We start from the raw sequence: 19,738 nt of genomic DNA on the forward strand, positions 1-19,738 counted from the left end.
GCGGCTACTCCTGACCGCGCCGCAGTTCGTCGAGCCTTTCGAGGAGTGCAGCCGCGCGCCCGCCGGACAATGTCTGGCCTCCGGACACTTGGCTGAGCAAGGCTTTGAGATCGAGCATCTGCTGCAGATAGACCAGACAAGGCGGGCAGTCCTCGAGATGTCGCGCCACGATCGCACCCCACTGCTGCGGGTCAGAGTCCACGAGGTCGTCGACAAGTCGAACGAACTCCACGCAGTCGATCGCGGGAACGGTGTTGTCGTAGACGGTCATCGTTGATACCGCCTTTCCAGTTCATTTCGGAGGTTTCCTCGTGCGCGATACAGCAGTGCGCGCTGCGCCTCCGCGGACAGTTCCAGGATCTCGGCCGCCTCTTCGGAGGACATGCCGACAAGGTCTCGCAGGATGATCAGCTGCCGTTGCCGTGTGGGCAGCGTTTCCACCGCCGCCCGCACGTACTCGACAAGTTCGCGTTGCACGGTGTGGTCTTCCGGGAGAAATCGCCGCGAGGGCGGCACCCTCCAGTGCCCGGCGTCGGGGTGACCGGGCGGATGCATGCGGCCCGACAGCGGATCACTCTCGTCGTCGGTGACCAGAACTTCGTGCTCACGGATCCGCGACTCGCGGCGACGGTGCCGCGAAGCGCAGTGCTTGACGACCCCGAACAACCAGGTCGCCACCGATGACCGTCCCTCGAACGACTCGGACGACTTGAGCACCTGCAGCCAGGCCTCCTGCACTGCTTCTTCAGCCACCGCACGTGACGTGACCATTGTGCAAGCGAAGTTCACCATCGTCCGGTGATGATCACGGACCAGATCTGCCAACGGAATGCCGCCGATCAGATGCTCGGGTTCAAGCCCCTCGGGTGTCGCCGCCGGGGTCACCATTGACCCCGGCGGTCGCGCTTTGCCACGTTAAAGGCATCCGCCTAGTTCCCAGCGCAACTGGGCTTCGGACGGCGACTGCACGGGGATGAATGCGGCCTCTCGGTAGCGGCGACTCGCCGGGGTCTTGCTTGCATAACCCTTGCCGCCTGCCGTGCGGATCTCCAAAGCTGCACTCGTACTGGCTGTTTCAGCTGCAGCAAGTCGCAGCGAAAGCAGATCCTTCTTGCTCGGTGGTTGCTGCCCACCGACCGCACCGGCCAATGTGGTCAGGGCCGCCTCCGCCTCGGTGAGCTTCTCCGCGACCAGATCCACCTCGCCGGCGAACACTTCGTTTACCCCGGTGAGACCGCTCTTAGCCTGAGCCACAATGGTTTTGGCTAACCCGACGCACATTGCCGACTGCAGCACGAGGAACGTCGGACGGACCGAGGCAAGGAAACCTTCAAAGTCGGTGGATAACACCTGCCCGTCTGGGACGTATGCATCCTTGAGCTCCAGGTAGGACGACGCGGTGCTGTCCATCGCCAACAGCTTGAAGTGGTCCCCCACTGTGACCCCCGGGGTGCTCAACGGCAACGCGACGATCAGCTTGTCGCCGCGGTCCGTGCGAACAGCGGTGATCAGCAGCGAATCGTCATATAGGTTGCTGGCCCAGCGAACTGGACCGCTGACCCGGTAGCCGCCATCGACCGACGTCGCGCTGAGCTCGATGCTGCCGCAACCGGCCAACTCTTTGAACGCGGCCGCCATACCGGTGACCCCCAACACCGTGCCGGCCAGCACCGGCTGAACGGCAGCCAGGCTGAACGGCGTCGCGGCGGTAAGCAGGTATTCCACCGACATGCGGTGAGCCCACAGCGAGAATCCGGTGCTCATGCACTCACCGGAAATCAGCCTGATCACTTCGGCCATCTGCGGCAGCCTGCCATCGGCATTCCCGGGTGCGCCCACCCCGAGCAGACCCGCCGCACCCAGGGCGGCGAAACTGCGCCGCGAGGTGTCCTGACCGCGGTCCAGGGCACCTGCGTGGGCACGTATATCAGCGAGCAGATCCGAATCGAGCAGGCTGACGTTGGCGTCAATCGTCGTAGTCACATTGCCTGCCTAGCCGAGGGAAAGCTGGGAGTCGACAGTTACAGGACGCCTGAATGTATTCACCACGGGTGACCACGCGATCGCATTGTCGTGAATTTCCTTCAGAGTGGCGTCGTCAGCGTCTCCCGCCAGCGTCACCTTGCAGCGGACGTCGGTGATTCCGAGGACTTTGCCGTCCGGAGTGTCACCGACGCCCCACACCGCGGAGATGTCGATGTCGCCCTCCATCTCGACCTCGATCTTCGTCAGCGTCACGCCGCGGTGGGTGGCGTTGGCCAGCAGACCGACGGAAATGCACGACCCCAGTGCCGCCAGGCAGGCCTCGGACGGGTTGGGCGCCGAGTCGTCGCCCAGCAGCGCCGGCGGCTCGCCGACCAGCATCGGCGCCAGGTCGCGGACGTAGGTCATGTTGCGGAACCCGGACTCACAGACCGTCTTGGCCTTCAGGGTTTTCTTGCCCGTGCTGGGGTCGGACTTGGCGTTACACGACAACCGGTCGAGGGCTTCAGCATCGATGACAAGCGCGTCGGTCATGGACGTCCTCCAAATTATCCAGGCGGTATTGACTGTTCACAGGGTTAGTGCCCTGCGCGCCCGGAAACGTGACGGTGACCTAGCACACAGCGAACATCGCGCTAGTTGGCCGGCTGAGTCACGAAGTCGATCAGCTCCTCGACCCGGCCGATCAGCGCGGGTTCCAGGTCGTTCCAATCGCGAACCTTGGAACGGATTCGCTGCCAGGCCCTGGCGATGTCGGTCTGGTTCGCGTGCGGCCAGCCGAGCGCTTGGCAAATGCCGTGCTTCCACTCGATATGCCGCGGCACCACCGGCCAGGCTTTCAGGCCCAGCCGCTCCGGCTTGACGGCCTGCCAAATATCCACGTACGGGTGACCGACCACCAATGTGTCGGCACCGCCGGGTCCCCTGCGCACCGCATCTGCGATGCGCGACTCTTTCGATCCGGCGACGAGATGGTCGACCAGAACACCGAGCCGACAACCCGGACCGGGCTGGAACTCCTTGACGATCCCCGCCAGATCGTCGACGCCGCCGAGGTACTCGACGACGACGCCTTCGATCTTCAGGTCCTCACCCCAAACCTGTGCGACGAGTTCCGCGTCGTGGCGGCCTTCGACGTAAATACGGCTGGCCCGCGCGACCCGGGCGCGGACGCCGCGGACCGCGACCGAACCGGATGCGGTCCGAGCCGGGGTGGCAGGTGGAGTGCGGCGCAGTGGAGTCAGAATCACCGGTTCGCCGTCGAGCAGATAACCAGGACCCAACGGAAACCCGCGGACCTTGCCGTTGCGGTCTTCAAGATCGACGCGCCCGTACTCGACGCGCACCACGGCGCCCACGTAGCCGGTCTGTGCGTCCTCGACGACCATCCCCATCTCGACGGGGCGCTCAACCGAACGGGGTTTGCGCTTCCCTCCCCCGGCCAGCACATCGGTTCCGTAGCGATCCATCACCCGGCAATACTAGGAATCTCACCAGGAAAGTCCGCCTAGGCACGCCGGGTGGCTCACGAAAATGCTTGTGGCGGTGGCCTTATCAAGGAATGCATCCGCACTGGCAGCTGAATCGTCAGATCCCTTGAAGAATATGGCTGCGGCAATGACGGCACCGGCCATGAGAATCGCCAGCACTATCATGACGAGCGCTAAAACAACCGCGATTCGGACCCGTCCAGCGGACCGCCGAGGTATCGGCGGACCGAAATAAATTCGGTCGTCGCCCGAGTTGCTTCGCGAATGGTCCGGTCCGCTGGACCACTGCGCGCCCATCACCGCATCTTAGCTGGGCTCTCAGCTATGCGGCGGCCATCGGCACCGAAGAAATGCAACTTGCGGGGTTGCGGGTGCAGGCGCACCCGACTGCCCTTCGCCGGCGGGTCGTAGCCGTCGGTGCGCGCGATGATGGGTTTGCTGATCACGTTGTCGGATCCGGTGATTCGGCCGTAGAGATAGGCGTCGGCACCCAGTTCTTCCAGCACGTCGACCTCTACCTCGATGCCGACGCTGCCCAACTCGAAGTGCTCGGGGCGAACGCCGACCACGATCTCGGTGCCCGCGTCGGCGATCTCGCGTGGCAGGCGGATAACCCAGTCTCCCAGTGACACAGCGGAATCGACGATCGGGAGGGTGAAAAGATTCATCGCGGGCGACCCGATGAATCCTGCGACGAACATGTTGCCCGGGTTGCGGTACAGCTCGCGTGGTGCGGCGCACTGCTGCAGCACACCGTCGCACAGCACCGCGACACGGTCACCCATGGTCATCGCCTCGACCTGATCGTGCGTGACATACACCGTGGTGGTGCCGAGCTGCCGCTGCAGGGCGGCGATCTGGTTGCGGGTCTGCACCCGCAACTTGGCATCGAGGTTGGACAACGGCTCGTCCATCAGGAAAACCTGCGGGCGGCGGACGATGGCGCGGCCCATCGCCACCCGCTGCCGCTGCCCGCCGGAGAGGTCTTTGGGCTTGCGGTCCAGGTACCGCTCCAGATCGAGCATTTGCGCCGCGGCCAGCACCCGTTCGCGAATTTCGGGCTTGGGCAGTTTGGCCACCTTCAACGCGAAACCCATGTTCTGCGCCACAGTCATGTGCGGGTAGAGCGCATAGTTCTGGAAAACCATTGCGATGTCACGATTTTTGGCATCCACGTTGGTGACATCGCGGTCACCGATCCGGATGCTGCCGGAGTCGAGTGTTTCCAAGCCGGCCACCATCCGCAACGAGGTCGTCTTGCCGCATCCTGACGGCCCCACCAAGACGACGAACTCACCGTCCTCGACAACCAGATTCAGACGATCCAGGGCCGGCCGATCGGTGCCCGGATAGCGCCGCGTTGCCTGCTCGAAACTCACCGACGCCACGGCTACCCACTCAGCCCGGTCACGGCGATACCGCGGACAAATGAGCGCTGCGCGACGGCATAGACGATCACCAGCGGCAGCAGAATCAACATCGAGGTGGCCATCAACACCGGCCAGCGTGCGACGTATTCGCCACGCAGTCGGACCAGTCCGAGCGTCAGGGTGGCCAGGGTGTTGCGTTGAATCATCAACAACGGCCACAGGAAGTCGTTCCACACACTGACCCAGGTCAAAACGACCAGCACCATCACCGCGGGCCGGGCATGCGGCAGCAGAATGCGCCAATAGATCTGCCACGGCGAGCAGCCGTCCAGAATCGCGGCCTCCTCGAGGTCGGTCGGCAGCGTGCGGAAGAACTGCCGCATCAGGTAGGTGCCGAACGCGCTGCCAAACAAGCCCGGAACGATCATCGCCCAGGGTGTGTCGACCCACCCGACGGTCCGCATCAGAATGAACTGCGGAATCACGGTCACCGTCAACGGCACCATCAACGTGCCCAGGTACAGCAGAAACAGCGTGTCGCGGCCACGAAACTCCAGTCGCGCGAACGCGTACCCGGCCAACGAGCAGAAGAAGACCTGGCCGGCGGTGACGCATCCGGCGTACAGCACCGTATTGAAGAACATCCGCCAGAACGGCATCAAACCGAAGACTTCGGTGTAGTTGGACCATTGGGGACTGCCCGGCAACAACTTCGGTTCGTTGATCTCACCTTCCTTTTTCAGCGAGCCGGACAGCGCCCACAAGATCGGGAACAGTGCACACCAGGCGATCACGATGAGCGCGCCGTACACGGCGGCAGCGCGAAGGATGCTGCTGGTCACGGGGCGCCTCACCGCGAATTCAGCTGAGCCCACGCGTGGCCTCCATAGAGCGGCGCCGGCTGATCCGCAGTTGCAGCACCGTCAACGCGAGCAGGATGGCGAACATCAGCCACGCCAGCGCCGAGGCGTAACCGAACTCCAAGAACGAAAACGCGTGCTGGAAAAGCATGATGCCCAACACGTAAGTGCCGGTTTCGGGCCCACCGTTGACACCGTTCAGCACGTACACCAGGTCGAAGGACTGAAACGCGTGAATGATCGAGATGACCACCACGAACGACACGGCGCCGCGGATCAACGGGACCGTGATGGATACGAATTGCCGAATCGCCCCCGCTCCGTCGATCTTGGCTGCCTCGTAGACCGTCTCCGGTACCCCTTGCATCGCGGCAAGCAGGATCACGGTGGCGAAGGGGACGCTGCGCCACACACTGACCATGCACAACGACACCATGGCCCAGTGCGGCTCGACCAGCCACGGTATCGGGCCGATCCCGACCCAGCCGAGCATGATGTTCAGCAGGCCGTTGTCGGTATTGAAAACGAACTGCCAGACGACCGCCATCACCACGGTCGAAATTGCCAGCGGCAGGAAGACAATGGTGCGAAAAAGGCCGATTCCCTTGACCTTCCGATTCAACACGGCGGCGACGACGAGGCTGATGAGCACCGTGGGCACAACGGTTCCCACGGTATAGATGACGGTGTTGCGGACCGCGATCAGAAACAACGGGTCGGCCGTGAAGAGTTTGCGGAAGTTCGCCAGACCCACGAATTCCTCGGGCGTGAACATGTCCCACTTCTGCAGGCTCATGTAGAGCGAGAATCCGAGCGGGAACAACATGAACAGCAGCACCGCGGCCAGGTTGGGAGCCACGAATATGCGGCCCGACCAGGCCCGTTGACGTGGCGGCCGACTCTTCGCGCGGACCGGGTCGGGCGAGGCCGAGGTGGCGGTGACAGTCATGTATTCCGCAGCACCTCGTCGATGGCGTGTGACAAACCGGTCAGCGACGTCGCCGGGCGGGTGCCGCGCAGTACCGGTCCGAAGTTGCGATCCATCAGCGCGACGATCTTTTCCCATGCCGGGGTGATGGGCAGTCCTTCGGCGACCGTCGGGCCATCCTTGAGCACGGCGAGGTTGCCGATCCGGTGATGCGCGCGGGCGAATCCGTCGGAGTTGATCGCGGGTCGCAACACGGGCACAAAGAGCCTGGACTCGGCGATGAGGGCCTGCCCGACCGGGCCGGTGGCGAACTTGACGAACTCCCACGCCTGTTCCGGATGGCGCGTGGTCGATGCGATGGCAAGACCAGTAACTCCGATATTTGAGCACGCGGTGTGGCCGCGCGGGCCCAACGGCAGCGGCGCCACGTCGAAGTCCAGTCCCTCGGCGCGGTCGAAGGTCTGGTAGCGCCAATGCCCGCCCAACGCGATCGCCGCCCTGCCCACCGCGAACTGATCGGCGTTCGACATGGACTGTTGATCGGATGCCCCGGGTGACACTCGATACTTATTGATCAAGTCGGCATAGAACTGCGCGGCCTCGACGAAGGCCTCGTTGTCGAAATTGAGGTGCGTCGGGTTCTGCCGCGGTGACGCCCAGCGCACTCCGTTATTCATTGCGAACAGGCCCGCCGCGTAATACGACACCCAGGCGTTGACGAATCCCCACTGCGTGACCCGACCTGACGCATCCCGTTTGGTCAGGGCCTGCGCGGCATCCAGGAACTCGGCGAAGGTCCAGCTGTGCTGCCACGTGCCGGGTGGCGGTGGCAAACCCGCCTCGGCGAACAGGGCCTTGTTGTAGTACAGGTAGTTCCCTGACCACTGCTCGGGAAAGGCGTACTGGCCGCCCTCGAAGTTGAACGTCTCGTACAGTGGGTCGATACTGTCCGCTCTGAGCTGGGCCGCGAACGTCGCATCGTGTGCCAACAGGGTGTTGAGGTCCAGCAGCACGCCGCGGTCTGCGAGTTCGGCGTAGCTCAGCTCCCACGTCATCAACACGTCCGGGCACTTGCCACCGGCGCAGAACGTGGACAGCTGCTGCATCACCCCCGGCCCGGACAGCAGCGCCCGCACCTTGATGTCGGGGTGACGACGCTGGAATTCGTTCACCACCCGCATGCGGGGACGGATCTCGTCCGGATTGGCCGCGAAGAAAAACGTCAGCGTGTCGTCGTCATCGGAAGCACACCCAGCAGCCCAGGGGGCCAGGGCGGATGCGCTGACCGCGCCGGCGCCCCGCAGCAAGCTGCGGCGTCCGAACGGCTTGTCGAACATGATGCTCCCGATCTCGGCCGGTCCCGGCCCTTCCCATCGGCCGTATCTGAATTCATTCATAGTCGATAGCCCTGTGGTGTTGCTGAAGTCAGGTGAACGGCTCAAGACGGAAGTGCGAGCACGACATTGCGAACCCGATCGACATCAGCGGTGATGTCGATTACCTGGATGCGATTGTCGTCGCCGAATCCGATCTGCAGCAACGTCTCCGCATATCCGCGCGGTGCGATCGCTACTCCGGGAACGCCGTCGATGAGGACCACAACGCCGGCGCGCGCCCGGTGTGCGAATCGCCGAGTCTCTTCGGCTACCTCGCTCGCGCCGCGGATTTCAGTGGGCACGTCAGCGGGAACCAGCGCGGGGTCGACCCGGCGCACCACCTCAGGAGCCAGCAGTTCCAAAAGGGTGCCGATGTCACCGCCCTGCGAGGCCCTCAAAAATGCCTCGACGAGCTCGACATGGCGGGCCGTGCGCGGGTTGCGTGCCGTCGTGCTGGGGCGCACCCGGGCGCGGGCCCGACTCGCAAGCTTCTTCGCGGCATCCGGCGAGCGACTCAGCACTTCAGCAATGGTTTCGAAGGGCACCGCGAAAACGTCGTGCAACACGAAGGCGACGCGTTGGGCAGGTGAGAGCTGGTCCACGACTACCAGCAGCGCACGGCTGACCGAGTCCGCGAGCAACGTCTCTTCGTCCGGCGCAGCCACGATGCGGTCGAATTCGGCAGAGTCGGCCAGCGGTTGTTCGGACCGCCGCCGCCTGCTCCGCAGCTGGTCGACGGCCTCATGCGTGGTGATGGTGGTGAACCACGCGGTCGGATTCTCGACGTCCGCGAACTGCGAGCGGCTGGCTTTCAGCCATGCGGACTGTACGGCGTCGTCGGCGTCGGACATCGAGCCGAGCAGGTGAAACGCGACCGCCCTGAGATGGCGTCGCGCCGCCTCGAATTGTCGGGCGAGCTCGGCCAGATCCTCGGCTGCATTCATCGGGTCACCTTTCTCGGGCGGGATTCGTCAAGAAGTTGACCGCTTCCATCGAATGCCCTGCCGCCGAGGAGACCAGCACCATGACCATACCGATCTACGTTGCTTCCGTGGTCGCGGCGACGGCGACCGCCGTCGCGGCCGTCGCGCTACCCGATCTCATCCCCGCGCAATTCGTACTCGCAAATTCGGCCAGGGTGGGCGTCGCCCGGTCGTGGCTGCCGACGCTGGCCGTGCTGAAGCTCGCCGGGGCCGGCGGGCTCATCGTCGGCCTTCTCGGCCTCCGGTATCTCGGCATCGCTGCGGCGATCGGCTTGGTGCTGTACTTCGTCGGCGCGGTCGTTGTGCACGTACGGGCGCGCGTCTTCTCCAACATCGCCTTTCCCGGCGGTTATCTGCTCCTGTCAAGCATCACGTTGGCACTGCTGTTGACGAATTAGGCTGGAAAATAACGGATTCGGTTGATCGCGTCACCTTTGCGGGCGACATCGGCGAATAATATGCCGCGCCCTCGGTCCGAGGAAACCGAGACGACGACGGTGGGACCTGCACCGATCACCTTGGTCCAGCTTGCGCCGCGGAGTTGCTTAATGAGCGTTACGGCATCGAGCGCCTCGGTATCGCCCAAAGTTATTGTGGTGGCTGATGACAACGCTCCGATCGCGGCGGCGTTGTTGCCACCGACGACAGCGACCAGGAGGGTCTCGACGGCCGTCTTCTGCCGCTCGCCGGCGCGCCGGAATCCGGTCATGAAACCGACGGTGCCGCGCGGGCCCTGGTTGCCCAACAGTCCCCGGGTGAGCTGCAACCCCGGCGTCAACGCGCGGGTTCCGGTTTTCAGGAACTGCAGCATCATCGCCGGTAACTCCCAGTACGCACGCAGTCGGGCAACCTTCCACTCGCCGTTGACCTCTCGCAGGTCGTAACGCAGGAAGGCGGGAATGTGCATGGTGACCGACGGACCCATGCCCACCTCGAGCGCGAGATCGCGCAGCACGCTGTTGCCGCGGACGATGTCCAGATCGCGGTGAAAGGTGATGGTCCGCGGCCCGATGAAGGTGTCGTAAAAGCGGTAGATCTGGTCGTGTCCGATATGCGGGCTGGATCCCACCGGATCCTCCACGCAGCCGTCGTCGGTGAAGACCTGCACCCAAGCGGCGCGGTCGTGCGCGCCCACAGCCTGCGGCGAGCGCTCTACCGCGGCAATCAAGTCGTCCCGATGCGATCTTGTCATGAGCAACTTCCGATCAACTCGATGCCGGCGGTCCGCATTTCAGCAAGTGCTTCAACCGTTGAATCCTGCGACACACCGGCCGTCAGATCCAACAGGACTCTCGTGGCCAGTCCGGCGTGGGCCGCATCCTGGGCGGTGCGGCGGACGCAATGGTCGATGGCGAGGCCGACTACGTCGACCTCGTCGACGTCGCGCTGCCGCAGCCAGTCCAACAGCGATGTCCCGTTCTCGTCCACACCCTCAAATCCGCTGTAGGCGGCGGCGTAGGCACCCTTGCGGAAGACTGCCTCGATTGGGCGCGTGTCGAGCGCGGATTCGAAGTCAGCGCCGAGGCTTCCGGCGCGGCAGTGCGGCGGCCACGACGACTCGAAATCCGGGTGGTCGGAGAAATGATCGCCGGGTTCGATGTGGAAGTCTTTGGTCGCAACAATGTGGTGGTAGTCGGAGTCGCCAGCGAGATAGTCGCTGATCGAGCCAGCCACGGCGTGCCCGCCGGAAATGGCCAGCGCACCGCCTTCGCAAAAGTCTTTCTGCACGTCAACGACGATCAGCGCGCGCACGCGATCCACCCTATCGCCGACGAACAATGGCTGGCCGTCGGCCGGTTTTGAACTGGTCTCGCAAGTTGGATCGGTGCCATCTCGGCGGGTTTGTGCACCCGCAGGCGCGGGAACACGGCACCCATGTTGATTCGCAGAATCGCGCGACCCATGTTGTCCGCAGTATTTATCGGCCAAGGCGTAGACGCGCTACTCAACCCCAAACCCGCCGCACAAGCCGCGCAACCGACGGTCAGCGGTCTGCAGGCGCTGCCCGACGGGGTGGCCAGCAAGGTGCCCGCGGATGCCGAGACGTTCGCTCAGGTCAACGCGGCCGTGCAGATCGGTGGGGGCGTGCTGCTCGCCGCCGGCCGGCTGCCCCGGGTGGCCTCGGCTGCACTGGCATTGACGGTCATCCCGGGAAATCTTGGGACGCACATGTTCTGGGCCGAGCCCGACCCGGAGCGCAAGGCCGAGAAGCGGCGCGCATTCCTATCTGATGTGAGCTTGCTGGGCGGTCTGATCATCGCGTCGGCCGATACCGCAGGCAAGCCGTCGCTGGGGTGGCGTGGCAGGCGTGCGGCAGAACGGCTCCAAGAGCGCGTGTCGGGAGCGCTACCGGGTTCCAGTGACTCGATTCTGGATTCTGAGCTCGGCGAGCGGATTGTGCACGGTTTTCAGGCCGGCGCCGAACGCAGCCGCGAACTCGCCAGCACCGCCGCCGAAAAGAGCCAGCCGTACGCCGAAGCCGCCCTCGAACGCGGCCGCGAACTCGCCAGCACCGCCGCCGAAAAGAGCCAGCCGTACGCCGAAGCCGCCCTCGAACGTGGCCGCGAACTCGCCAGCACCGCCGCCGAGAAGAGCGCACCTTACGCCAAGAAGGCACGCAAGCGCGGCAAGAAGTTGGCGGATACCGCGCAGGCCCGCAGCGTGGAGCTAGCCGAGACCGCGCGTCACCGTAGCAGCGAACTGGCCGACCTCGCCGCTCACCGCGGCAGCGAACTCGCCGACCGGGCCGCTCATCGCGGTAGCGAACTGGCCGACCGGGCAGCGGCCCGGGGTACCGAGCTCGCATACACCGCACGGGAGCGGTTCGACGACCAGTTCAGTGACCACAACAGTCACCGGCGGCGCTGGCTGCGCTGACCAGGTTGACGATCTGTTGCGGGTCCTGACCTGCCGCTAGGTCGACGACGAACCCGTCCTCGTCGGCACTCAACGGCTCCAAGGTGTCGAACTGCGATTGCAACAAAGTCGGCGACATGAAGTGGCCTGATCGGGCAGCGATGCGTTGCCCGATCAGGTGCACAGTTGCGTCTAGATGGATGAACTGCACCGACGAGCAGTGCGCGCGCAGCCGGTCGCGGTAGTCGCGCTTGAGCGCAGAGCAGCTCGCCACGCCATCGGGGTGAGCTGCCAGCCATTGACCCACGCTGTCCAGCCACGGGTAGCGGTCATCGTCGGTAAGTGCTTCGCCCGCAGTCATTTTGGCGATATTAGCCGACGGGTGCAAAGTGTCGGCGTCAAGAAATGGCCTTGTTGATCGTTGCGCCAGCGCTAGTCCGACCGTTGACTTGCCGGATCCAGAGACACCCATCACGACGATGGGGCGGTCCGTTACTATCCGTCGACCTGACTGCGATTCCACTCCATCCAACCTAGGCCGCGCCGGCCGTCGGTGGTGGCGACATCGACCCAGGCCCGCGGGAACTGGCTGACCCGCCCGTCAGCACCAGTCAACCGGACCGGGGCATGGGCGCGAATATCGATGTTCGCCGTGATTTCGCCGGCGTTGAGTTCCAACATGGTGTATTGCGGTAAACCGTTGTTGCCGAACGCTTCTCGGATACGCACGGCGTTGAGCTCGGCGGTATTTCCGGTCGAGTCCTGAACGTATCCGATGCTGATCGGGTGCGTGTTCGGGATCTGCAAGCTCAATCCGTGCAAGTGGGTGCCGTCGTCGAGGTGCAGCGCGCTCCACATCCAGTCCATGCTCCACCAGTCGCGAACTCCCCAGGAGTGGTCGCGCTGACCGGGAACCGAATTGATCTCGTAGAGAGCACGTTTCACCGTGACAGTGCCCGAGACGGTGCACGGAATCTCATACCGCGTCGTCACCCGGTACTGATACGGGGTCCCGTCGGTGGTCCACACCAGGTTCATCGCAACCTTGACCGGCTCACCCGACTCCCCGCGCAGCAGCGCGGACGGGTCGTCATATGACTGACCTTGCGCACGCAGTTCGACGCGATAGCTTTGCAGCGCCGCATCGGCGGAGTGCGCGAGTTCGAGGCCGTCAGCGCTCACGTTCCACGGATCCGCGGGCAACGGCACCTGGCAGTCAACCGCGACAGTCGGCAGGTCGGGACCACAGATCAGCGCGTGGATCCATGCCATCTGCTGGTTGGGTATCAGGCCGATCCGGAACCAGCCGCCCAATCCCTCTGCCGCGTCGGCGAAATCGGCATACCAACTCTCGCTCCACAAAGCTTCGTCGGTCGCGGGATGGGCGCGTTCGTCCTCGGACGAGGGTCGCAGCGGCTCCGGAACCGCGGCGTCGGGCAACGTCGCCAAGGCACCGGTATCCAATACGTGCTCACAGTGCCGGTGCAGCATCGTCATGAAGAGTCGGTCGCCGCGCTCGGTGCGCTCCACCAGCATCGACGAGACGATCGCCATCATCACGCCGAAGAAGCTCTGGCGCCGTACTCCGTCGCGAACGTCGTCCAGGGTGATCAGAGCAGCACCCGGGCCGAGCGCCTGATGGTAGACCTGCAACAGCGCGTCATACCGGTCCCGACGATCCTGCACGGGTAGCGCGCAGCCCAGGAAGTAGGCCAGATCGGTCAGCGCCGGGCCCCAGGAGACGGTTTGCCAGTCGACGACGGTGAGCGCGCGGTCTGCTCCCGCAGCCCCGAACAACATGTTGTCCAACCGGTAGTCACCGTGCACCAGGCCCTGGATTCCGCCGCGGGCGGCCTCCTGGGCCAGGTATCCGTCGAATGCGTTGACGAGGCGCTCGCACACGTTGCGGTGTTCCGGCGTGATCTCGTCGCCATACCGCTCGACGAAACCGCCCCAGAGCGAACCGATCATCGTCTGGTTGAGCGGTGATTCACGGTTGAGCCACGGCGAGTCCGCCAGCGCGGCATCGCCCAACAGGGGCCCGTGCAGCTTTCCCAGCTCAGCGACCGCGAGGAAAGCCTGTTCGGCTGTGGCGCCGGTGATTTCGTCACCGACCACCGCCGGCCCTGCATCGCCGAGTAACATGTCGAACACTCCGGTGGAGACGTTGACCGCAGCGTGGTAGCAGGGCGCGATCGCACCGCCGAGACGGGGCGCGATGTCATGGTAGAAGCGGACTTCACGCTCGTAGAGGCCGAGCGCCAGGCCGGTCTGCCGACTCACCGGATCGGTTGCGGCGACCTTGAGCACCACCGACGAGGGCCGGAGTCCAGCGAAACCGAATCCTTCGGGCTTGGCGTACGTCAGCCCGATGCGGTAGCACTCGCTCATTTGACCGGTGCCGATCCGCTCGACGCTGAACTCCGAGACGGCACCCGCGCGCACGGTCGCGGTCAGCCATTCGGCGGTGAGGTCGCTGGGCGCCTCGATGGCATGGTCTGTGTCTCGTGCCGGTTCGAAGCCGGGGTCTGAAGCCATGACGGTCAGCGTGCCAGGTCAACGCGCCAGCGAGAAGCCGTCCCACGCCAATCGGCGATCCTGGTGCGGATCGAACTCGACGCGGGTCTTGCTGTCGATGACCAATACGGCACGCTCGGCCTGGGTGTAAACCGGCCAATCGTCGCCCGGAACACCGGTCCGGCTGAACGCGCGCCAGCGCCGTTGCACCTGGTTGCTCACCTTCAGCGCGGTGCCACGGTCGGCTGCTGCGGTCAGCAGCGCACCGAACCTGGTCCGGTAGATGTCGAAGACGGCGAACAATTCGGTGGCATGCGTGGCTCCGAACCCCGACCAGCGCAGCGTCCGGGGGGCGTAGTCGTAGCGATACAGGTAGGTGGGGGCGTGCTGGCCATGCGCTTCGGCGATCTGCCAGGCCGCCGAACTGAAGGCGAAGTCGCCGCCCAGCTGGATACACGCATCCTGCCGCGGATAGTTTGGGTAGGCACCCGTAATACGTTCGCGGACAGCGGGTTCCAGCTCGGCCAGCAGGTCCTCGACCATTGACTTATTGGTCGGCAACATGCCCAGGAATCGAGTGAAGAGACGCCCTTCTTCAGCATTGGTTCCGACGATCAGCGGAACCGGATTCGCCTGACCCGTTCGCATCGCCACCACGGGATCGACCGGGACCACATCGTCACCGAATACCGGCCCGATTGGGAAGGCGCCCAGCCGTTTCTGCATGCCCTGCTCGATCAGCCGGTGTTGGGTGTCGATGAGTTGGGACGCGGAGGCTTGCATCACGGCGTTTGCGGCATCCGCACTGCCTGCACCCAGCAGGTGGGCGAACCGTGACGCGAACTCGGCGGCTACCTCTTTCGATCGCGTCATGCCCGCTGCCGGGCTTTCCGAAATCGCGCGGTGGTACAGGCCGGTTGCGGCGGGCACAGCCAGCAGAGTCGCGGTGATGTGCGCGCCCGCGCTCTCGCCGAAGATGGTGACATTGTCGGGATCACCGCCGAATCCGGCGATGTTGTCTTTGACCCAACGCAGCGCCATGACCAGGTCGCGCAGGTAGAGGTTGCTGTCAATGGTGATGTCAGAGGTCGACAAAGCCGACAGATCCAGACAGCCCAGCGCGCCCAGTCGGTAGTTGACCGACACGTACACACACCCACGGCGGGCCAGTGCGGCACCGTCGTAGATCGGGGTGGCCGAACTGCCCAGGATGTACCCGCCGCCGTGGATGAAGACCATGACCGGCAGCGGTGTGGCATCAGTGGTTTCGGGCCCGGCTTCGGGCGTGACGACGTTGAGGGTCAGACAGTCCTCGCTCATCGGCTGGTATCGGCCGACACCGAGCATGGTGTAGCGGCGCTGCTGTGGCGCGCAGTTTGCGAATCCGTGGCAGTGCCGCACGCCTGACCAGGGCTGAGCCGGCTGAGGTGCGCGGTATCGCAGCGGCCCCACCGGAGGCCTGGCATATGGAACGCCCCGCCATCGGTTGACGCCGTCGCGGGTGAAGCCTTCGACGGTGCCGGCGGTTGTGCGGGCGCGGACGGTGCGCTCATGCATAACACCCGACGGTAGCCGACACTATGTATGTAGTGCGCGCGCAGAGCCGGAATCCGAGGTGTGGCGGTTAGCCTGACGGGATGCGGATCGCCGCGCTGGTCGCCATCCCGTTGCTGATTGCCGGGTGCTCACACACTGACGGCGGCTCGGCGCACCCGCACACCACCACCCAGGCAACCCCAGGTACGTCGTCGACCTCTGCGGCGCCGATCAGTAAGGCACCGGCAATATCGACCGCTCCGTCCGCAGGGGCGCCGGTCGCCGCCGTCATCACGTGGATCGAGGCAGGCCGCCCAGCGGACCCGGGTCGCTACCACGTCGCGACCCGGGACGGCACTACCGTACAACTCGGCACCGATGTCGCATTCAGCGCGCCCGGGGGTAAAGCGAAGTGCACGACGGACTCCAAGCACACCGGAAGCGCGCTGGCCTGCCTGGTCGAGCTGACCAGTCCGCCACCCCAACCCGACACCGCTTACGGGGAGTGGAAAGGCGGCTGGGTCGACTTCGACGGCACCAACCTGCAGGTCGGGTCGGCCCGGGCCGATCCGGGACCGTTCGTCAACGGCGCCGGAACCGAACTGACCAATGGCGACTCACTGTCGTTCAACGACTACCGTTGCCGGGCCGAAGTGGCCGGATTGTTCTGTGTGAACTATGCCCACCAGTCCGCGGCGCGCTTCAGCAGCGCCGGTGTTGAACCGTACGGCTGCCTGCGTTCGGTGCCACCGCCGGATGGCGTGGGCATTGCGTTCAATTGCTCGTGATCAGAGCGAAGAGTTCGGTCATCTCGTCAGCGGTTCCACCCGGCACGGTATAGCCGGATTCGTCGCGGATTTCGTCGAGGTGATCCCGCACATCCTCGACGGACAGCGTGGGACTGTAGAAGCCCTTTGTCCTGCCGGTGAAGAACCGTGCGACATGCCCGGCGCCGACCGTATAGACCTCACCGGAAACGGAACAATCAGCGTGCACAAGGAAGGCCACCACCGGAGCCACTAAAGCAGGGTCCAACTTTCGGAGATATTGCTCGACAAGATCATTGAGTATGGCCTGGGACGCCGGGTCGTCGGGGGCGGCGCCGTCGATCGACTTCGTCAACATCCGGGTGAAAGCGATCGGCGCGATGGCGTTGACTTTGATGTTGTCCGTGGCCCCTTCGGCCGCAAGCACCCTGGTGAGGCCGATCAGCCCGGTCTTGGCCGCACCGTAGTTGCTCATGTTCTCGGCGCCCAGGATTCCCGCCGCCGAGCAGGTGTTGAGGATTCGCCCATACCCCCGCTGCCGCATAACTTTCCAGGCCGGTTGGGTGACGTGGAATGCACCCTTGAGGTGCACATCCATCAGGGGTTCGAAACGCTCGGGGGTCATCTCCTCGAAAGGTGCGTCGCGCGTGATGCCGGCGTTGTTGATCACGATGTCCACTCGCCCCCACTCGGACAGCGCGCTATCGATGATCGCCTGTCCCCCTTCGGGACTCGCTACGCTGTGGTTGTCGGCAACGGCTTGGCCGCCATGTCGGCGGATCTGATCGGCGACGGCCTGGGCGGTATCGGTGCTGCCCTCACCGGTCACCGAGCCACCGGTGTCGTTGACGACGATGCGGGCACCCCGCGAGGCCAGCAGCAACGCATACTGCTCCCCCAATCCGCCACCGGCGCCGGTGATGACCGCGACCTGCTCGTCAAACCGCAAATTCACCACGCGACGGGTAGCTCCTTCATGCCGTAGATGTCAGACTGCTTGAACTGCAACTGATCCGGCGCAACAGTCACCCTCAACCCGGGCAGCCGCCGCGCCAAGGTGGCGAACGCTACCTGCATTTCAACGCGCGCCAGGTTGGCGCCGATGCATTGGTGCACGCCGTATCCGAATCCCAAGTGGCCGCGGGTGTTTCGGTCTGCATCGAAAGCCTCTGGGTCGTCGACGAATTCGGAGTCCCAGTTTCCGGCAGGCAGGTTCATCACGACGGCGTCCCCGGCACGAATCAATTGGCCGCCCAGCGTGAAGTCCTCGGTGGCCACGCGGTCCACCTGACTGTGCACGATGCTCAGGTAGCGCATCAGCTCCTCGACGATGTTGGCGATCACCGCGCGATCCTGGGTCTCGCCGAGACGTTTGTAAACGTCCGGATGATCAAGCAGCGCAACAGTTCCCAGTGAAATCATGTTGGCGGTGGTTTCGTGGCCCGCCTGCATCATGATCACGCTGCTCATCGCCGCGGTCGCGGAGTTGAGTTGGCCGGTGGCCATATAGTCCGTGACCAGGCGACTGATCAGGTCGTCGCCAGGTTCGCGCTGCTTGCGTTCCACCAACTCCTGGATATAGACGTACATCACCCCGAAGGCCGCGGCCTTCTCCTCGTCGGACGACCGGGTGTCCAGACCGACAGTGGTGTGATGCTGGAAGAGTCCGAGGTCTTCGGGCGGAACCCCCAGCAGCAGGGCGATCACCAGCGACGGCACTGGCAATCCGAAGTCGCGGACAAGGTCGGCCGGCGGGCCGTTGCCGATCATCTCGTCGAGGTAGTGGTCGACCATCTCCTGGATCTGCGACCGCATCGCTTCGGTGCGACGGAAGGTGAAATTGCCAGTCATCATGCGCCGCAACCGATGATGCTCGGGATCATCGACGCGGGCGAACATAATCGGGATGTTGTCGCCGGAACCGGCCGGTTTGATGGCGTCCGGGATGGTGTCCGCAGACAGGCGAGGATCGACCAGCGCCGCTCTGATGTCCTGGTAGCGGCTGACCATCCAGGCCGGGTGACCGTGGTACATCACCCGGCGCAGACCTTCCTCCTCGCGCCAGCTTGCAAATTCGGCGGGCGGCGCTAACGGGCAGTGCGCGGCGCGCGGAACCGGAATGACCGGAAGATCCGCCTCAGAGCGGATATCGGAAGTTGTTGACATGAAAGATGATTCCCACTAAGTGTCAGATGACTGCCAGTTACCTGAGCGTAGAGGTGACGGTACTGGCAGTCAACTGGCAGTTACGCTGTCACCATGACCGCCGTCGAAGACCGGCCGACGCTGCGCGCGGACGCCGCGCGCAACGTCGAGCGGATCCTGCGCGCGGCGCGGGAGGTCTACGGCGAAGTCGGGCCGGACGCACCCGTGGAGGCCGTTGCCCGCCATGCCGGCGTCGGCGAGCGCACTCTGTACCGCCGATTTCCGACCAAGGGTGAACTAGTCAGGGCCGCCCTTGATCAGAGCATCGCCGAAGAGCTCACGCCGGTGATCGAGGAGGCTCGCCGCAGCCCCGATCCGGTGAGCGGTCTCACGCACCTGATCGAAGCAGCCATCACGCTCGGGGCCCGGGAACAGAACCTGTTGATCGCCGCACGCCGGGCCGGTTCGCTGACGCCCGATGTGTCTGACGCGTTGGACGCAGCGCTGGGCGAGTTGGTCCAGCGTGGCCAGCAGGCCGGGCGAATTCGTGGCGATCTGGTCGCCGATGACTTGCCGCGCCTGATCGCGATGCTCTACAGCGTGCTGTCGACCATGGATCCGAGCAGCGACGGCTGGCGGCGATATGTCGCTCTTGTCCTCGATGCGATATCCACCGGAGAGCGACAGCCGTTACCGCCGGCGCCCGCATACATGTTTGCCCCCGAGCCCAGCGGTTGGTCGCTCTAACTGACCGCGCGACTCTCCCGCGCGACGGTGTGGGAGCGCTGGCTCCACCAAGAGCCGTGATCGAACAGGGCGGCAGTTCACACCGACTGGCCACCCCGGAATCAGCAGAGGGTTAAGCTTTCAAGTACACAGTGGCCGTAACACGCCGGGTCCGGGTTTGCTCAATAAGCCCGAGCATAG

General features: G+C 64.5%; 21 protein-coding genes. 4 read left to right on the forward strand and 17 right to left on the reverse strand.

Annotated features, from left to right (window positions below):
* Nucleotides 1-4: 4 nt before the first annotated feature.
* From ACZY1I_RS25405 to ACZY1I_RS25450, 10 genes are all read right to left on the reverse strand, one after another.
* Nucleotides 5-271, reverse strand: a complete 267-nt coding sequence (locus ACZY1I_RS25405; RefSeq protein WP_463758891.1) for an anti-sigma factor — start codon at nt 269-271, stop codon at nt 5-7.
* Nucleotides 268-888 (reverse strand): RNA polymerase sigma factor, encoded by a 621-nt coding sequence (locus tag ACZY1I_RS25410; RefSeq protein ID WP_463758893.1) that lies wholly within the window; start codon nt 886-888, stop codon nt 268-270. Before ACZY1I_RS25410 ends, ACZY1I_RS25405 begins: the two co-directional genes overlap by 4 nt.
* Nucleotides 889-915: 27 nt before the next feature.
* Nucleotides 916-1,983, reverse strand: coding sequence for an acyl-CoA dehydrogenase family protein (locus ACZY1I_RS25415; RefSeq protein WP_463758895.1), 1,068 nt, complete (start codon nt 1,981-1,983; stop codon nt 916-918).
* 9 nt (nt 1,984-1,992) lie between these two features.
* A complete protein-coding gene (locus tag ACZY1I_RS25420; protein ID WP_463758898.1) occupies nt 1,993-2,517 on the reverse strand; it encodes an OsmC family protein in 525 nt (174 codons plus the stop codon).
* Nucleotides 2,518-2,618: 101 nt separating this feature from the next.
* Entirely contained in the window at nt 2,619-3,455 is an 837-nt protein-coding gene (locus ACZY1I_RS25425) for a DUF3097 domain-containing protein (protein ID WP_463758901.1), read from the reverse strand.
* Nucleotides 3,456-3,769: 314 nt separating this feature from the next.
* Entirely contained in the window at nt 3,770-4,861 is a 1,092-nt protein-coding gene (locus ACZY1I_RS25430; protein WP_463758903.1) for an ABC transporter ATP-binding protein, read from the reverse strand.
* A 2-nt stretch (nt 4,862-4,863) separates the two neighbouring features.
* On the reverse strand, nt 4,864-5,697 hold the full coding sequence (locus ACZY1I_RS25435) for a carbohydrate ABC transporter permease (protein ID WP_463759299.1): 834 nt from the start codon (nt 5,695-5,697) through the stop codon (nt 4,864-4,866).
* Between the two features lie 7 nt (nt 5,698-5,704).
* Nucleotides 5,705-6,652: a carbohydrate ABC transporter permease gene (locus ACZY1I_RS25440; protein WP_463758906.1), complete on the reverse strand. Its 948-nt coding sequence runs from the start codon at nt 6,650-6,652 to the stop codon at nt 5,705-5,707.
* Entirely contained in the window at nt 6,649-7,968 is a 1,320-nt protein-coding gene (locus tag ACZY1I_RS25445; protein ID WP_463759302.1) for an ABC transporter substrate-binding protein, read from the reverse strand. Before ACZY1I_RS25445 ends, ACZY1I_RS25440 begins: the two co-directional genes overlap by 4 nt.
* 101 nt (nt 7,969-8,069) lie before the next feature.
* Nucleotides 8,070-8,951, reverse strand: a complete 882-nt coding sequence (locus tag ACZY1I_RS25450; RefSeq protein ID WP_463758908.1) for a sigma-70 family RNA polymerase sigma factor — start codon at nt 8,949-8,951, stop codon at nt 8,070-8,072.
* Nucleotides 8,952-9,031: 80 nt separating this feature from the next.
* Here ACZY1I_RS25450 and ACZY1I_RS25455 point away from each other — a divergent pair, with 80 nt between their 5' ends.
* Nucleotides 9,032-9,388: a DoxX family protein gene (locus ACZY1I_RS25455; protein WP_463758910.1), complete on the forward strand. Its 357-nt coding sequence runs from the start codon at nt 9,032-9,034 to the stop codon at nt 9,386-9,388.
* Here the strand turns inward: ACZY1I_RS25455 and ACZY1I_RS25460 are convergent.
* On the reverse strand, nt 9,385-10,182 hold the full coding sequence (locus ACZY1I_RS25460; RefSeq protein WP_463758915.1) for a nuclear transport factor 2 family protein: 798 nt from the start codon (nt 10,180-10,182) through the stop codon (nt 9,385-9,387). The genes ACZY1I_RS25455 and ACZY1I_RS25460 overlap by 4 nt on opposite strands.
* Nucleotides 10,179-10,742, reverse strand: coding sequence for a pyrazinamidase PncA (gene pncA / locus ACZY1I_RS25465; RefSeq protein WP_463758918.1), 564 nt, complete (start codon nt 10,740-10,742; stop codon nt 10,179-10,181). The genes ACZY1I_RS25460 and pncA overlap by 4 nt, the downstream gene beginning before the upstream one ends.
* A gap of 123 nt (nt 10,743-10,865) precedes the next feature.
* Here pncA and ACZY1I_RS25470 point away from each other — a divergent pair, with 123 nt between their 5' ends.
* Entirely contained in the window at nt 10,866-11,867 is a 1,002-nt protein-coding gene (locus tag ACZY1I_RS25470) for a DoxX family protein (protein WP_463758920.1), read from the forward strand.
* Here the strand turns inward: ACZY1I_RS25470 and ACZY1I_RS25475 are convergent.
* The 3 genes from ACZY1I_RS25475 to ACZY1I_RS25485 are packed head-to-tail and all read right to left on the reverse strand — an operon-like array spanning nt 11,827 to nt 15,920.
* A complete protein-coding gene (locus tag ACZY1I_RS25475; protein WP_463758922.1) occupies nt 11,827-12,318 on the reverse strand; it encodes a gluconokinase in 492 nt (163 codons plus the stop codon). The genes ACZY1I_RS25470 and ACZY1I_RS25475 overlap by 41 nt on opposite strands.
* A gap of 23 nt (nt 12,319-12,341) precedes the next feature.
* Nucleotides 12,342-14,384 carry a DUF7064 domain-containing protein gene (locus tag ACZY1I_RS25480; RefSeq protein WP_463758924.1) on the reverse strand — a complete coding sequence of 681 codons (2,043 nt, stop codon included), beginning with the start codon at nt 14,382-14,384 and terminating at the stop codon, nt 12,342-12,344.
* An 18-nt stretch (nt 14,385-14,402) separates the two neighbouring features.
* Complete coding sequence (locus ACZY1I_RS25485; RefSeq protein ID WP_463758926.1) at nt 14,403-15,920, reverse strand: carboxylesterase/lipase family protein; 1,518 nt, start codon at nt 15,918-15,920, stop codon at nt 14,403-14,405.
* An 80-nt stretch (nt 15,921-16,000) separates the two neighbouring features.
* Between ACZY1I_RS25485 and ACZY1I_RS25490 the strand changes: the two genes are divergently transcribed.
* Nucleotides 16,001-16,687, forward strand: coding sequence for a hypothetical protein (locus ACZY1I_RS25490; protein WP_463758930.1), 687 nt, complete (start codon nt 16,001-16,003; stop codon nt 16,685-16,687).
* Here ACZY1I_RS25490 and ACZY1I_RS25495 read toward each other — a convergent pair.
* Both ACZY1I_RS25495 and ACZY1I_RS25500 read right to left on the reverse strand, forming a co-directional pair.
* Nucleotides 16,674-17,624 carry an SDR family NAD(P)-dependent oxidoreductase gene (locus ACZY1I_RS25495; RefSeq protein ID WP_463758932.1) on the reverse strand — a complete coding sequence of 317 codons (951 nt, stop codon included), beginning with the start codon at nt 17,622-17,624 and terminating at the stop codon, nt 16,674-16,676. The genes ACZY1I_RS25490 and ACZY1I_RS25495 overlap by 14 nt on opposite strands.
* Nucleotides 17,618-18,832, reverse strand: coding sequence for a cytochrome P450 (locus tag ACZY1I_RS25500; RefSeq protein WP_463758934.1), 1,215 nt, complete (start codon nt 18,830-18,832; stop codon nt 17,618-17,620). The genes ACZY1I_RS25495 and ACZY1I_RS25500 overlap by 7 nt, the downstream gene beginning before the upstream one ends.
* Nucleotides 18,833-18,925: 93 nt before the next feature.
* On the opposite strand from ACZY1I_RS25500, the gene ACZY1I_RS25505 reads away from it, so the two are divergent.
* The gene (locus tag ACZY1I_RS25505) at nt 18,926-19,558 is read left to right on the forward strand and encodes a TetR/AcrR family transcriptional regulator (protein ID WP_463758937.1); all 633 of its coding nucleotides are present in this window, start codon (nt 18,926-18,928) and stop codon (nt 19,556-19,558) included.
* Nucleotides 19,559-19,738: the final 180 nt, after the last annotated feature.

This window comes from Mycobacterium sp. IDUB_37, from assembly GCF_055419245.1.

Bases quoted from the DNA above. Each gene is read 5' to 3' on its own strand.
- ACZY1I_RS25410 (WP_463758893.1), bottom strand. From the start codon at position 888: ATGGTGACCCCGGCGGCGACACCCGAGGGGCTTGAACCCGAGCATCTG.
- ACZY1I_RS25450 (WP_463758908.1), bottom strand. From the start codon at position 8,951: ATGAATGCAGCCGAGGATCTGGCCGAGCTCGCCCGACAATTCGAGGCG.
- ACZY1I_RS25480 (WP_463758924.1), bottom strand. From the start codon at position 14,384: ATGGCTTCAGACCCCGGCTTCGAACCGGCACGAGACACAGACCATGCC.
- ACZY1I_RS25500 (WP_463758934.1), bottom strand. From the start codon at position 18,832: ATGTCAACAACTTCCGATATCCGCTCTGAGGCGGATCTTCCGGTCATT.
- ACZY1I_RS25455 (WP_463758910.1), top strand. From the start codon at position 9,032: ATGACCATACCGATCTACGTTGCTTCCGTGGTCGCGGCGACGGCGACC.
- ACZY1I_RS25405 (WP_463758891.1), bottom strand. From the start codon at position 271: ATGACCGTCTACGACAACACCGTTCCCGCGATCGACTGCGTGGAGTTC.
- ACZY1I_RS25420 (WP_463758898.1), bottom strand. From the start codon at position 2,517: ATGACCGACGCGCTTGTCATCGATGCTGAAGCCCTCGACCGGTTGTCG.
- ACZY1I_RS25505 (WP_463758937.1), top strand. From the start codon at position 18,926: ATGACCGCCGTCGAAGACCGGCCGACGCTGCGCGCGGACGCCGCGCGC.
- ACZY1I_RS25460 (WP_463758915.1), bottom strand. From the start codon at position 10,182: ATGACAAGATCGCATCGGGACGACTTGATTGCCGCGGTAGAGCGCTCG.
- ACZY1I_RS25445 (WP_463759302.1), bottom strand. From the start codon at position 7,968: ATGTTCGACAAGCCGTTCGGACGCCGCAGCTTGCTGCGGGGCGCCGGC.
- ACZY1I_RS25470 (WP_463758920.1), top strand. From the start codon at position 10,866: ATGTTGATTCGCAGAATCGCGCGACCCATGTTGTCCGCAGTATTTATC.
- ACZY1I_RS25485 (WP_463758926.1), bottom strand. From the start codon at position 15,920: ATGCATGAGCGCACCGTCCGCGCCCGCACAACCGCCGGCACCGTCGAA.
- ACZY1I_RS25475 (WP_463758922.1), bottom strand. From the start codon at position 12,318: ATGGGTGTCTCTGGATCCGGCAAGTCAACGGTCGGACTAGCGCTGGCG.
- ACZY1I_RS25440 (WP_463758906.1), bottom strand. From the start codon at position 6,652: ATGACTGTCACCGCCACCTCGGCCTCGCCCGACCCGGTCCGCGCGAAG.
- ACZY1I_RS25490 (WP_463758930.1), top strand. From the start codon at position 16,001: ATGCGGATCGCCGCGCTGGTCGCCATCCCGTTGCTGATTGCCGGGTGC.